This is a genomic window from Streptomyces sp. SID5785, assembly GCF_009870065.1.
Classification (GTDB): domain Bacteria; phylum Actinomycetota; class Actinomycetes; order Streptomycetales; family Streptomycetaceae; genus Streptomyces.
The window spans coordinates 1-11,893 of record NZ_WWIA01000366.1 but is presented as its reverse complement, the minus strand read 5'-3'; the positions used below and the strand labels follow the sequence as shown (position 1 = coordinate 11,893).

Genomic DNA, 11,893 nt, shown 5'->3' with positions numbered 1-11,893 from the left:
GCGGCCAGTGCGAGGGGGACGTTGACGTACAGGCACCAGCGCCAGGTCGCGTACTCGGTGAGCAGGCCGCCCACCAGCAGGCCGACGGCGCTGCCGCCACCGGCGAGCGCGCCGTAGATCCCGAACGCCCGACCGCGCTCGGCGGGGTCGGTGAACGTCGTCGTCAGCAGCGACAGTGCGGAGGGGGCCAGGACTGCCGCGCAGGCCCCTTGCAGGGCCCGGGCCGCGAACAGCATGCCGGGACCGTCGGCCGCACCGCCGAGCGCGGAGGCGGCGGCGAACCCGGCCAGACCGATCATGAAGGTGCGTCGGCGGCCGACCAGGTCGGCGATCCGGCCGCCGAGGAGGAGCAGGCCGCCGAAGGCCAGCGAGTACGCGGTGATCACCCACTGCCGGTTCGCGTCCGACATGCCGAGGCCGTGCTGGACGGAGGGCAGGGCGATGTTCACGATCGTGCCGTCGAGGATCACCATGAGCTGGGCACCCGCGATGACGGCGAGGGCCCACCACCGCCTCGGATCGGGCGACTCGGCCGCTCTCGCGGTGGTGTGGGGGACCGGCGTGGGCGCGGTGCCCCCGGGGGAGGACTGCTTGGTCAAGGCGATCACATTCCGTGTCGGAGGTGCAGGAGAAGACGCGCGGTCCTGCACCCCTGGACGCGACACAAGGGATCGCGAGAGCAGCGGACACCACCATGAGGTGCCGCAGAGGGAGGGGAGAGATTCCTACCGCGCGCCGAACGGGGGCACACGGCCGGGGGCAACTATGGCCGCAACACTCGTTGTGCCGTTCCAGTCCATGTTTCCCACCTCCTCCATGCCGGGCACGCGATACACCGACGCCGAAAGCGCCGAAGGGTGCGGCAGAGACTCCACCGCACATGACCTCCGACAGAATAGGTCATCCGGCCGGGGGCGCAAACGGACCTCGGTGTCATGCGTGAGCCGACCGTCGTGCCCCGGCTCGAGCCCCCTACGCGTCGGGCACCGGCGCGTCCGCGGGCAGGAACGTCACCTGGGGGCGGCCCGTGCCGGGATGCACGGCGACCTCGGCCCGTACCTGGTAGACCTCCGCGAGCAGGTCCGGAGTGAGTACCTCGTGCGGTGGGCCGGACGCGACGACGGCGCCGTCCAGCAGGACGTAGAGCCGATCGCAGTAGTAGGCGGCCAGGTTGAGGTCGTGCAGGGCGACGAGAACCGTTGCGGGCAGCCGCTGCAGAACACTCAGGATCTCCAACTGGTGCCGGATGTCCAGGTGGTTGGTCGGCTCGTCCAGGACGAGGAGCGACGGTTGCTGGGCCAGCGCGCGGGCGATGAGCACCCGCTGACGTTCGCCGCCCGACAGGCGGTCGAAGGAGCGGTGCGCCAGGGCGGCCGCGTCGACCGAGGCGAGTGCGGCCTCGACCAGCGCGGTGTCCTCGGCCGTGTCGCCGGACAGGAGGCGTTTGTGCGGGGTGCGGCCCATCGCGACGACCTCGCGCACGCTCAGATCGAGGCCGGGAGGAGTGTCCTGCACCACCGCGGCCAGGGCGCGAGCCAGCCGGCGCGGGGGCAGTGTCCAGGCGTCCTCGCCGTCGACGCGCACCGTGCCGGCTGCTGGACGCAGGACGCGGTAGACGGCGCGCAGCAGGCTGGACTTGCCGCTGCCGTTCGGTCCGACGAGGCCGATGGTCTCACCCGGGCGGGCCGTCAGGGTGATGTCGTGGACCAGCCGCCGGGCGCCCGCGGTGAGCGTGACGCCCTCGACGTGGAGCTCGGTGGCCGTCATGCCGGGCCTCCCGCGTTCTTTCGCGCGTCGCGTCGCATCAGCCACAGGAAGAACGGCCCTCCGCACAGGGCGGTCAGGACGCCGACCGGGATCTCCTGCGGCGCCGCGACGGTCCGTGCGGCGATGTCCGCGAGGACGAGGAACGCCGCGCCGGCGAGCGCGGCTGTGGGCAGCACCCGCCGGTGATCGCCGCCGACGAGCAGGCGCGTCGTGTGAGGCAGCATCAGGCCGACGAAGCCGATCGGACCGGCCGCGGCCACCAGCACACCGGTCACGAGGGAGACGAGGACGAACATGCGGGCCCGGAACCGCGCGACGTCCAGGCCCATCGTGGCGGCCGCTTCCTCTCCGGCGAGCAGCAGGTTCAGGTTCGGTGCCTGCACCATCAGAACGGCGATGCCGAGCAGCAGCGCCACCCCCGGCAGCCACAGCGTCCCCCAGGACACCCCACCGAGGCCGCCCAGCGTCCAGGCGAGGACGGTGCGCGCCTCGTGGCCGTTGTCCGTCGTCAGCAGCAGAAGGTTCAGGAGCGCACTGAGCACCGCGGAGACGGCGACCCCGGCCAGGATCAGACGCAGCGAGGTGATCCGGCCGCCGGTGCGGGCGGCGGCGTAGACGAGCACGAGCGCGCCCAGTGCCCCCGCGAACGCGGCCGCCGACAGGGACACCGCCCCGAACACGCTCACCCCGAACACGATGACCGCGACCGCGCCGAGCGAGGCCCCGGAGGAGATCCCGAGGAGGTACGGCTCGGCGAGCGGATTGCGCACCAACGCCTGCAGCGCCGTACCGACGACCGCGAGGCCCGCGCCGGTGACCGCGCCGAGCAGGACACGCGGTCCGCGGACGTCGACGACGATCGTCTCGCGCGCCCGGGTCCAGGTGGGTTCGGACCCGTCGGCGCCGAGCGCATGGGCGACGATGCCCCACACCTGACCGGGCGGTACGTGGACCGAGCCGAGGGCGAGCCCGGCGGTCAGCGACGCGAACAGGAGCACGGTCAGGACGGCGAGGACCGCGGCGAACGACACTCGGCCGGGCGCCCTGCGACCCGGTTCGACCACGGCAACCTCCGTGGTGGAAGCGGTCACTTGAAGCTCTCGGGGTGCAGCCCGCGCGCCAGCTCGCCCACCGCGTCGGCCGAGCGGACACCGACGAGGGTGTCGGTCAACGGCAGCACGACGAAGCGCTTGTTCTTGATCGCCGGAACGTCGGCGAGGGCGGGCTGGGACAGGAGGAACTTCTTCTTCTGCGCGACGCTGGTGCCCGCGTAGTCGTAGATGGCGATGACGTCGGGCCTGCGGTCGACGACCTGCTCCCAGGAGACGTCGCCGAACACGTCGTCCAGCTCGGAGAAGACGTTCCTGCCGCCGGCGAGCTTGATCAGCTCGTTGCCCAGTCCCTTTCCGCCCGCGGTGAAAGCGGACTTGTCACCGCTGTCGTACACGAACACGGAGACGTCCCGTGTTCCCTTGACGGCGCGGCCCGCCTCGGCGACACGCGAACGCAGGGTGGAGACGAGGGTGGACGCACGGTCGGGGACACCGAAGATCCTGCCGATGGTGCGTATCTCGGTGTACGTGTCCTGCATGGTCACCCCCTGCTTGCCGGCACAGTTCTCCCGGTTGAGATAGGTGTCGATGCCCGCGTCGGCGAACGCCTTGCGCGAGCGGCCCTCCTTCTCCGCGAACGCGCTCGCGTAGCCGCCGTAGACGAAGTCGGGATCGGTGTCGAGGACCTTCTCGAACGACGGTGCCTCCTTCGACAGTTGCGGGATCGACGAGAAGTCCTCGCGCAGTTCGGGCAGCACCGCCGAGTCCGGGTACGACGTCCCGGCCATCCGTTCCTTGAGGCCCAGCGAGAGCATCAGTTCGGCCGGGTGCTGGTGAATGGTCACCGCGCGGGACGGCGGTCTGGTGTACGTCGTCTTGACCCCGCAGTTGTCGATGGTGACGGGGAAGCCCTTCACCGCCGGAGCGCTCGCTCCCGGAGATCCGGCGCCGGTGCCGGACGAGCCGCAGCCGCCGGTCAGCAGGACCGCCGACAGCGCGGTGGCGGCCGCGGCGACACGCGCCGAGCGGCGCCGGCGCCAGGCTGACGACATCAGAGACGACATCACGGGGGACGAGAAAAGGGGACGGCTGTGACCGTCGTGCATGAAAAGCCTCCTGCGGAGTCCGCGCTCCTCGGATCGGGCCCGCGGCAGGTCAGTGACCTGACTTCCGCGCGCGATCCGTCGGACCTGCGCGGTCACAGTGGCGGGACCGTGCCGGACTCACACCGGCTTCCTGGCTCCTGCCGCGGCTTTGACCTGGTGATCGTACGTAATGCCCGGGGCGATCGGGAAACCGGCCCGCACCGCGTTCGGCGACCTGACCCTGCCCGGGCGGGGAGGGAGAGCCGGGCGCCAGCAACCAGGCGACCAGGGTGCGCCACCGCTCCGGCTCGTCCGTGTCGCGGGGCCCGACAAGATAGATCTCCTCGACGAGGGGGCCCGGCCGGAGACCGTTCTGCGCCGCGTAGGTCCCCACAGCGGCGTAGGTGAGGTCGAGATCATCGTGCGGCCCCGGATGCGTGGCGACGGCGGCGGCGCGCCGGGGCAGTCTGAGCTCGCGCACGGTGTCCGGAGCCCCGGGCGGCGCCGGAGGCTCGGCCGGGAGGTAGACGGTGGCGTGCCCGTGGCCCTCGGTGAAGAGGCTGTGCGCGTACCGCCCGCCCGGAGGTGCCACGGGTCGCCCGGTCACCGCGGAGTCCAGGTCGTTCATGGCCCTGCCGTACCAGCTGAGGTCCGCGTCGGCTGATACGTCGAGGGACACGGCGAGAACGTGCCGCGGCGGGAGGGTCTCCAGGCCCACCATCCGCTCGGTGTCCGGGTCGAGGATCTCCCGGAGCGCCCGGACCGCACGCTGGGTGCGACCGAGCCGGTCCTCGAGCCGCCGCAGATGCGTGGCGACGATCTCCTGCCCCGCGCCACGGGAGGGCGTCTCGTCGGCGCCCTCGGCCTGGAGGTAGCGCCGCAGGTCCGCCAGCGGCAGGTCGAGTTCGCGGAACCGTCTGATGGTCAGGGCGGGACGGACCTGCCCGAGCGCGTAGTAGCGGTAGCCCGTGGCGGGGTCCACCTCGGCCGGGACCAGCAGTTCCTGCTCGTGGTAGCGGCGCAGCGCCCGGATGCTCAGGTGGGTGATCCGGGAGAACTCGCCGATGGTCAGCCGCTCGGTCACGGTGCGCTCCTGCCGGTCGGTGTGCGTGCCGGTACGGACGGCTCCCCGCGGGCGGCACGAAGTCAGACGGAGATGTCCAGCACAGTGATCTTCCCCGTCCTGTCGCGTTCGAAAGCGAACCGCAGGTCGACCGGGCTGCCGGGGAAGTCCCCGGAGACCTCCGCGACGGCCTGGCACGCGGTGGCCGTGCCCGTGACCTCGCGAAGGGCGTAGAGCACGGTCGGCGCCGCGTCGTGCCAGCGCCGCACGGCCGCGAGCCCACGGTGGGTGTGGCCGTCGTCGCGTACGACGACGGTGTCGCTGAACAGGGCGATGTACTGATCGGACGAGGCGGCGGCCGCTGCGGCGAAGTACGCCTGCGCGAATTCCGGCGCGTTCTGGAGGTCCTGCATGGCCATCTCCTGGGTTCTGCTGTGTGCGTGTGCGTGTGCGTGTGTACAGGGGGCGTGTGTTTACAGGGGGAGTGTGTGTCGGGAGGGCCTGGGGGCTCAGACGGTTCTGACGGTGCCGCCGTCGACGACGTACTCGGCTGCCGTGACGGCGCTCGCCCGGTCGGAGACCAGGAAGGCGATCACCTCGGCCACCTCTTCCGGTTCTGCCGGTCGGCCCAACGGAATGCCTCCGAGTACCTGCATCAGCTCCTCGAGGGCGGCCGCGCGGGACAGTCCGCCCTCACGCATCCGGCGTGCCAGCAGGTGCTCGGCGCCGTCCGTGCGGATGAAGCCGGGCGCCACGCAGTTGACCCGCACACCGGCCGGCGCGACCTCGTTGGCGAGCCCCTTGCTGTAGGTGGTCAGAGCGCTCTTGGCCGCGGCGTACGCGAGCGTCGAATCGTGGAGCGGCATCCGGCGCTGGATCGACGTCACGTGCACGACAGCACCTGAACCGCGCTCGACCATGGCGGGAAGCAGCGCGCGGTCCAGACGTACTGCGGGGTAAAGATTGAGCGCCAGCTCCCGCGCCCACAGATCCTCGTCGAGGACCGCGTATCCGCCGGCGGGGGTGGTGGAGCCGCCCACCACATGAACGAGAACGTCCGGCACGCCCACCAGCCTGCCGACGGCGTCCGATGCCGACCGAACCCCTTCGGGTGTGCTCAGGTCGGCCCGCACGAAGAGGGGATCGTCGGTGTCGGGCGGTGTGCGGGCCACGGTGACGACGCACGCCCCGGAGTCTCGGAACCGGCGGGCTGCCGCGAGGCCCAGCCCTTTACTGGCGCCCGCCACTACGGCGACGCGCCCGTCGAGGTCTTTGCTGTTCATGAACCCGACACTGGACCCTCCCCCCGGGAGAGACTCAACCGCGCGCCGACAACGTTGCTGTGGCCCCTACGAGTCGTGCGGTCGAGGCCACAGCTGGTCGTGGCGGTGACGGCAGTTCCTACGTGTCGGCCAGCTCCTACGCGCCGGGCAGCTTGAGCTTCTGGCCGGCGTGGATCTGGTCCGGGTTCGAGATCCCGTTCAGCTTCGCGATCTCCGCGTGGCGGCTCGCGTTTCCCAGCTCGGAGAGCGCGATACCGGACAGTGTGTCGCCGGCGCGCACCGTGTAGGTCGCCGGTGCGGGTGCCTTCTTGGACGGTGCCTTCTTGGCCGTCGCCTTCTTCGCGGTGGTCTTCTTGGCGCTACTCGCCTTGCCCACACCATGCCCGGCGAGATAAGCGATCGGATCGGTGTGGCCGTTGTACTCGTTGCGTGTGCGGGCCTCGAAGTGCAGATGCGGACCGGTCACGTTGCCGGTGGCACCGGAGAGGCCGAGGCGCTGTCCGCCGCCGACGGACTGCCCGGTCTTCACGTCGAGCGACTGGAGATGTGCGTACAGCGTGAACCGGCCGTCGTCCATCTTGACGATCACCGCATTACCGTAGGCGCCTTGCTTCCCCGCGGTGACCACCGTGCCGGGGCCGACCACTTTGACGGGGGTGCCGGTCGGCACGGCGAAGTCGACGCCGGTGTGGAATCCGGCCGCCCACGAACCGGGCTGGCGGTACTTCGCGCTGACCCGCCCCTTGTCGACGGGCATCGTCCAGGATCCGTTGCTCATGATTCCGTTGTACCGGCGACGTCCGGGTAGCGCATTCGGCGGAGCGGGCCACCACCCGGCCGAACCCCTGCGACCTGCGGTTTCGTGAAGGTCTTCGTCGGGTCGACGGCAACCGGCACTCAAGATCGACCTCAAGGGCGTCACGATGGCATCGATGCGCCGGCGGACCGGAGCCCGGCCAGCTACCCGCGCCTACGTCGTGTGCCCCGGAGGCACACTCTCCGGCATTGCCCGGGCACAGCGCCGGGGAACGTGACCCGTGCCAGGGCCGAGCTTGCCCCCGGGCACCGAAGCCGAAGCCGAGGCCGAAGTCGAAGTCCGAGGAAGGGTCACGTCCTGCTGAACAGCCGGTCCAGATGTATGTCGATCGCGGTGAGCGCGTCCTGTGGCTCGATCACGGCGAGTTCGATCAGGGGGCCGAAGCCGGTCAGGGCGAGCAGCAGGGCGGTCTCGGTCGCCGGGTCGTGGTCGGCGGTGAGGTACCCGTCGGTGATCGCCTGACGGATCAACTGCTCGACGAGAGACCGCCCTTGGGCGAGACCGCGGCGGGCCTGGTCGTGCACGGTCTGGTCGTGCAGCGCCTCGAGGACGTAGGCGGCGCTCATCCGGCTGGTGGCTCGGGCGTCGGCGTGAAGGGGGAGCATTTCCGCGAGGGTCAGCCGCAGCACGTCGCGGGGGTGCGGGCGGTCGCCGAGCGCCACGAGGCCCTTCTGCACGCGCGCCGCGGTCTGCTCGGACGCGAAGTCCATGGCGAAGGAGAGCATGGTGGTCCGGGAGGCGAAGTAGTGCTGCAGCTGGCCGAGTGACATGCCCGCCTCCTGGGCCACCACGCGCATCGTCAGTTGTGTGACGCCGCGCTGCTCGACCACCCGCCACAGTGCGCGGGCGATCGTCTCGCGGCGTGCGCGGTGATCCACCTGTTTCGGCATCGCCGACTGCTCCCTCGTGCCCGTCGATCGTTCCAGTACAGTCGACATAATACAGCTGACCCGTAAAACTGTGGGCGGCTCACGCGAGGAGATGAATCGACATGTCCGGACAGCCGACAGTGCGGACCACCGAAGGCGTGGTGCAGGGGCGCCGACGGAAGGGGCACGCGGTGTTCCGCGGCATCCCCTACGCCCGGCCGCCGGTCGGAGCGCTCCGCTTCGCCGCACCCGCGCCGCCGCACCGGTGGGAGGGCACGCGACCGGCGGTCGAGTTCGGACCCGTGGTGCCGCTGTCCCTGCCGATCGACGTGCCCCCGCAGGGCACCGACTGGCTGACGCTCGACATCGGCACCCCGGACCCCGGCGCGGCCGGACTGCCGGTACTGGTGTGGCTCCCCGTGGGCGGCTACGTCTCGGCGGTGTCGAGCGACCCGATGTACGACCCGGCAGCGCTCGCCGAGGCAGGAGTCGTCGTCGTGACCGTCAACTGCCGTGTGGGCGCGGAAGGGTTCGCGTTCCTCGACGACGCCCCGCCCAACCGCGGATTCCTCGACCAGATCGCGGCGCTGGAGTGGGTCCAGCGCAACATCGCCGCGTTCGGAGGCGACCCCAGCCGGGTCACCGTGGGCGGGACGTCCGCAGGGGCGGGCTCGGTCGCCGCCCTGCTGACGATGGAGTCCGCGCGCGGGCTGTTCCGGCGGGCCATCGCCCACTCGGTGCCGGGGCTGCACAGCACACCCGCGCTGGCGCGCCAGGTCACCGCCGCGTTCGCGGACCGCCTCGGCGCGCAGGCCCCCACCGCCGAGGCGCTGCGCGACATCGACCCGTGGCACCTGGCCGCGGAACTCACCTCCTTCAACGCAGGCCTGCACGCACACCGGGACCGCTGGGGACGCATCACGGACACCGGCACCGCACTGTGCCCCGTCGTCGACGGCGAGGTCCTCCCGGACACGCCCTGGTCCGCACTGACCGGTGCGCGTGCCCGCGGGATCGACCTGCTGGTCGGTCATGCCCGGGACGAGTTCCGGTATTTCAGCGTCATGAGCGGACGGCACGGCACCTACACCGAGGAGGACGCACGCGCAGCCCTGGAACTGCACGCCCCGCAACCGGACGGCGCGAGCGCCTACCGCGCCGCGTTTGCGCAGGCAGGGCCCGAGGAGCTGGTGGAGGCGGTGTACTCCGACGCCCTCTTTCGCATGCCGTCACAGAAGCTCGCCGAGGCGAACGCCGCAGCCGGCGGCACGTCGTACCTGTTCGAACTGTGCTGGGCCGCGCCGGTGCGCGACGGCATCCTGGGCGCCTGCCACAGCCTCGATCTCCCCCTGGCGTTCGGCACGCTGGACAGCCCCGTCGGCGCCCAGCTCGTCGGCGCGGAGCCTTCTTCGGAGGCTGTCGCGCTCTCCCGCGAACTCCAGGGGGCATGGGTCCGCTTCGTCACGACCGGCGACGCGGGCTGGTCCGCCCACCGGCCCGGCGAGCTCCTCACGCGCGCCCTGGACGCCGAGTCGAAGACCCTGCCCTACCCCGAACAGGCATCGCGCCAGATCTGGGAGGGACACCCGCCCGCCCCGTTCGCGTGTCCGTGATGGCACGGGGCGGCACCTACGACTGCTCTGACTGCGCGGCGACGAGCCCGGCGGGGACGGGTGTGGTGGGCTGGCGGCATGAGTCCTTCGAACGTGCCTGAGCTGGGGCAGGTCATTGCCCGGCGAGAGCTGACCTCCACGGCAGCGGACGGCTCGACGCATCCTGTGGTGCTCGAGGTGGGGATGCCCGTACAGGTGCCCGCAGAGGGAGGCGACTGGTACTGCCCCTGCCGCATCAGCGGCCGAGCAGGCAGCGTCGAGCGAGTCACCGCCATCTGGGGGGTCGATTCATGGCAGGCCCTTCTGCTCGCGCTGAGCCTGTTTCCGGCAGAGCTCGGTTACGGCAGGGCGCCGGAACTGTCATGGAACGGCGGGGCCGATCTGGCACTCTGGCCGGATCCGGCCCGATACGGAGACGACCAGTCCGACGAGGGCGGCCGGCAGCAGACGGAGGCGCGGCCGGACTGAGGCGACGGCGACGCCGTTGACGCCACCGGCTCCCTGTCAACCGGAGTCGGCGTCCGTGGCCCTCTCGCCGAGCATCGTGGTCGCGGCGGCCGACCGCGGAGTCTGCCGCCGGTTGGTGCTGGACTGCCATGCCGCGGCGATCTCGGCGGGGAAGCGGCGGGCGCTGCGGGCGAGGTGAATGCCTGCCGCCAGTTCGACCGTGTCGCCCACGTGAAGGGCGACACGGTCCTCGTTCGTGAGCGGGCCGGACTGCCGCGCGCCGCTTCGACGGAGCCGGGTGCCGTTGCCGCCGAGGTTCCGCAGGGCGAGGGACTGTGCCGAGACCTGGACCGACAGGTGGGCGCGGCTGATACGGCGTAGCCGCTCGGGGTCGATGTGGTCGTACAGAGAGATGCCTCCGGACCCCGGGTCGCGGCCCAGGATCACGGTCGAGTCGACATCGAGCGTGAAGCGGTGGACACAGTCGCCCTCCACGAGCAGCTTCAACTGCGCGATCCCGGTGCGCGGCCCGTCGTCGAGGAGCGGGGTGCGGTGCACCTCGCAGACGGGGACACCGCGTTTCATGCGCGGCAGGCGTACGGCGCTGCCCCTGTGACTGTCGTAGAGGGTGCAGCTGCGCTCCGGGCAGCGCCAGTGACGGCGTACGACCTCGGTCATCGGCCTGCGGTTGCGGCCGGCCAGCAGGCCGTGGGCCTTCAGGTCGGACTCCTCCAGCTTGCGGGAGATCTGCGCGGGGCTGCGGATGCCCATGTCCCGCTCGGCGAGCTTCACGGCCCGTACGGGAGTCGGAACAGGGGAGAGGAACTGTGTGGTGTTGCCCTGGATCCAGGGGTGGGTGAGGCGGAAGTCGGCGAAGCCGTCCCGGCTGATCACCGGCAGGCCGAGGCCCTCGGCGAGGTCGAGGAGCCGCTCGTCGGCGTCGGGCAGCTCCTCGACGAGGCCGGACTCGATCCATGCCACGAGCAGGGCGGGTTCCGTACGGTCGGGGTACTCGTGGACCTGGTGACGCAGGCTGCGGTCGGCCAGGGCGTAGGCCGTCGCGTTCCGATCGCCGGTACGCCGGGCGAGGGCGTCGAGGACGAGGCCGAGACGGTCGAGGGAGCGCGCGTGCGGGCCACCGATGGCGGTGTCGCGGACGACATTGGAGAGGTCGATCAGGGCGTCGGCCTGTTCGGGGGAGTCGGTGAGGTGCGCCGCGATGTCGTCGAGGTCCAGCGTCACTCACCGCCCCACAGGGTCAGTTTCGTCTGGATGTCCGGGAGGTCGGAGCCGCTGGACGGGGTGATCCGCTCGATCACGAGCATCGCGAGATTGCCCTCGCTGGTCCTGGTGCACAGCACCGTGCCCACCTTGATGGTCCGTTGCCGCTTCAGCTCGGTGCTCTCGATGCTCCCCGAGAGCGCATTGCTGCCCGGGGCCTGCTTGCACTTGGCGTACGACGCACCGCTGCTGATGCCCATGGGCGTCTGCAACTCCCAGCGGCCGCCGGAGTCCGGGCCGCCCACCTCGCTCATCACGAGCTCCTCGTTGCCGTCGTCGGTCTCGTCATGGGCATAGATCCTGGGCTCGTCGAGATCGACCGGGCGGACTTCGGGTTCGGCCGGCGCGCGCAGGGCGAACGGTTGCGCATCGATGATCTTCTCCGGCTCTCCGCCGTTGTCCCTGTCGTTGTGGGTCGGGCTCTGCGACGTCGGTCCGGGGTCGGGCCCGGGGCCGGGATCAGGGGTGTCGCTCGGCCAGAGCCAGGCGATGAAAGCGACGAGCAGGGCGAGGAAGACGCCGCCGACGGACAGGCAGCTGATCAGCACCGGGTTGCGCTGCTTACGGCCGCCGACGCCCGCCGGCTGCTGCGGACCTGGCGCGGGGCGCGGCCCGT

General features: G+C 71.3%; 11 protein-coding genes, 3 pseudogenes and 1 riboswitch. Of the genes and pseudogenes, 2 read left to right on the top strand and 12 right to left on the bottom strand.

Annotated features, from left to right (window positions below):
• The 10 genes and pseudogenes from GTW43_RS11960 to GTW43_RS11920 form a co-directional block, all read right to left on the bottom strand.
• On the bottom strand, positions 1-491 hold a 491-nt coding region (locus GTW43_RS11960; protein WP_343245976.1), incomplete at its 3' end, for an MFS transporter.
• Between the two features lie 481 nt (positions 492-972).
• Entirely contained in the window at positions 973-1,767 is a 795-nt protein-coding gene (locus GTW43_RS11955) for an ABC transporter ATP-binding protein (RefSeq protein ID WP_161301632.1), read from the bottom strand.
• Positions 1,764-2,831 carry an iron ABC transporter permease gene (locus tag GTW43_RS11950; protein WP_343245974.1) on the bottom strand — a complete coding sequence of 356 codons (1,068 nt, stop codon included), beginning with the start codon at positions 2,829-2,831 and terminating at the stop codon, positions 1,764-1,766. The genes GTW43_RS11955 and GTW43_RS11950 overlap by 4 nt, the downstream gene beginning before the upstream one ends.
• Before the next feature lie 23 nt (positions 2,832-2,854).
• Positions 2,855-3,871, bottom strand: coding sequence for an ABC transporter substrate-binding protein (locus GTW43_RS11945; RefSeq protein WP_237536543.1), 1,017 nt, complete (start codon positions 3,869-3,871; stop codon positions 2,855-2,857).
• 83 nt (positions 3,872-3,954) lie between these two features.
• Positions 3,955-4,097: riboswitch (cobalamin riboswitch) on the bottom strand.
• A 153-nt stretch (positions 4,098-4,250) separates the two neighbouring features.
• A pseudogene (locus GTW43_RS11940) lies at positions 4,251-4,988 on the bottom strand (MerR family transcriptional regulator); the annotation flags it as partial.
• 62 nt (positions 4,989-5,050) lie between these two features.
• Positions 5,051-5,380, bottom strand: a complete 330-nt coding sequence (locus GTW43_RS11935) for a nuclear transport factor 2 family protein (RefSeq protein WP_161301629.1) — start codon at positions 5,378-5,380, stop codon at positions 5,051-5,053.
• A gap of 96 nt (positions 5,381-5,476) precedes the next feature.
• Positions 5,477-6,250, bottom strand: a complete 774-nt coding sequence (locus GTW43_RS11930; RefSeq protein ID WP_161301628.1) for an SDR family oxidoreductase — start codon at positions 6,248-6,250, stop codon at positions 5,477-5,479.
• A gap of 136 nt (positions 6,251-6,386) precedes the next feature.
• Positions 6,387-6,530: a LysM domain-containing protein gene (locus tag GTW43_RS37990; RefSeq protein ID WP_343245975.1), complete on the bottom strand. Its 144-nt coding sequence runs from the start codon at positions 6,528-6,530 to the stop codon at positions 6,387-6,389.
• A 93-nt stretch (positions 6,531-6,623) separates the two neighbouring features.
• Positions 6,624-6,962, bottom strand: a pseudogene (locus GTW43_RS37985) (M23 family metallopeptidase); the annotation flags it as partial.
• Positions 6,963-7,357: 395 nt separating this feature from the next.
• Positions 7,358-7,957 carry a TetR family transcriptional regulator C-terminal domain-containing protein gene (locus GTW43_RS11920; protein ID WP_161301626.1) on the bottom strand — a complete coding sequence of 200 codons (600 nt, stop codon included), beginning with the start codon at positions 7,955-7,957 and terminating at the stop codon, positions 7,358-7,360.
• A 101-nt stretch (positions 7,958-8,058) separates the two neighbouring features.
• On the opposite strand from GTW43_RS11920, the gene GTW43_RS11915 reads away from it, so the two are divergent.
• Both GTW43_RS11915 and GTW43_RS11910 read left to right on the top strand, forming a co-directional pair.
• Positions 8,059-9,549: a carboxylesterase family protein gene (locus GTW43_RS11915; RefSeq protein WP_161301625.1), complete on the top strand. Its 1,491-nt coding sequence runs from the start codon at positions 8,059-8,061 to the stop codon at positions 9,547-9,549.
• Positions 9,550-9,627: 78 nt separating this feature from the next.
• Positions 9,628-10,017: a hypothetical protein gene (locus tag GTW43_RS11910; RefSeq protein ID WP_237536542.1), complete on the top strand. Its 390-nt coding sequence runs from the start codon at positions 9,628-9,630 to the stop codon at positions 10,015-10,017.
• A gap of 36 nt (positions 10,018-10,053) precedes the next feature.
• Here GTW43_RS11910 and GTW43_RS11905 read toward each other — a convergent pair whose 3' ends face one another.
• A complete protein-coding gene (locus tag GTW43_RS11905) occupies positions 10,054-11,238 on the bottom strand; it encodes an FHA domain-containing protein (RefSeq protein ID WP_343245973.1) in 1,185 nt (394 codons plus the stop codon).
• A pseudogene (locus tag GTW43_RS11900) lies at positions 11,235-11,893 on the bottom strand (hypothetical protein); the annotation flags it as partial. The pseudogene GTW43_RS11900 and the gene GTW43_RS11905, both read right to left, overlap by 4 nt.

Coding starts and splice junctions, on each gene's coding strand:
- GTW43_RS11955 (WP_161301632.1), bottom strand. CDS start 1,767: ATGACGGCCACCGAGCTCCACGTCGAGGGCGTCACGCTCACCGCGGGC.
- GTW43_RS11945 (WP_237536543.1), bottom strand. CDS start 3,871: ATGTCGTCAGCCTGGCGCCGGCGCCGCTCGGCGCGTGTCGCCGCGGCC.
- GTW43_RS11935 (WP_161301629.1), bottom strand. CDS start 5,380: ATGCAGGACCTCCAGAACGCGCCGGAATTCGCGCAGGCGTACTTCGCC.
- GTW43_RS11930 (WP_161301628.1), bottom strand. CDS start 6,250: ATGAACAGCAAAGACCTCGACGGGCGCGTCGCCGTAGTGGCGGGCGCC.
- GTW43_RS11920 (WP_161301626.1), bottom strand. CDS start 7,957: ATGCCGAAACAGGTGGATCACCGCGCACGCCGCGAGACGATCGCCCGC.
- GTW43_RS11915 (WP_161301625.1), top strand. CDS start 8,059: ATGTCCGGACAGCCGACAGTGCGGACCACCGAAGGCGTGGTGCAGGGG.
- GTW43_RS11910 (WP_237536542.1), top strand. CDS start 9,628: ATGAGTCCTTCGAACGTGCCTGAGCTGGGGCAGGTCATTGCCCGGCGA.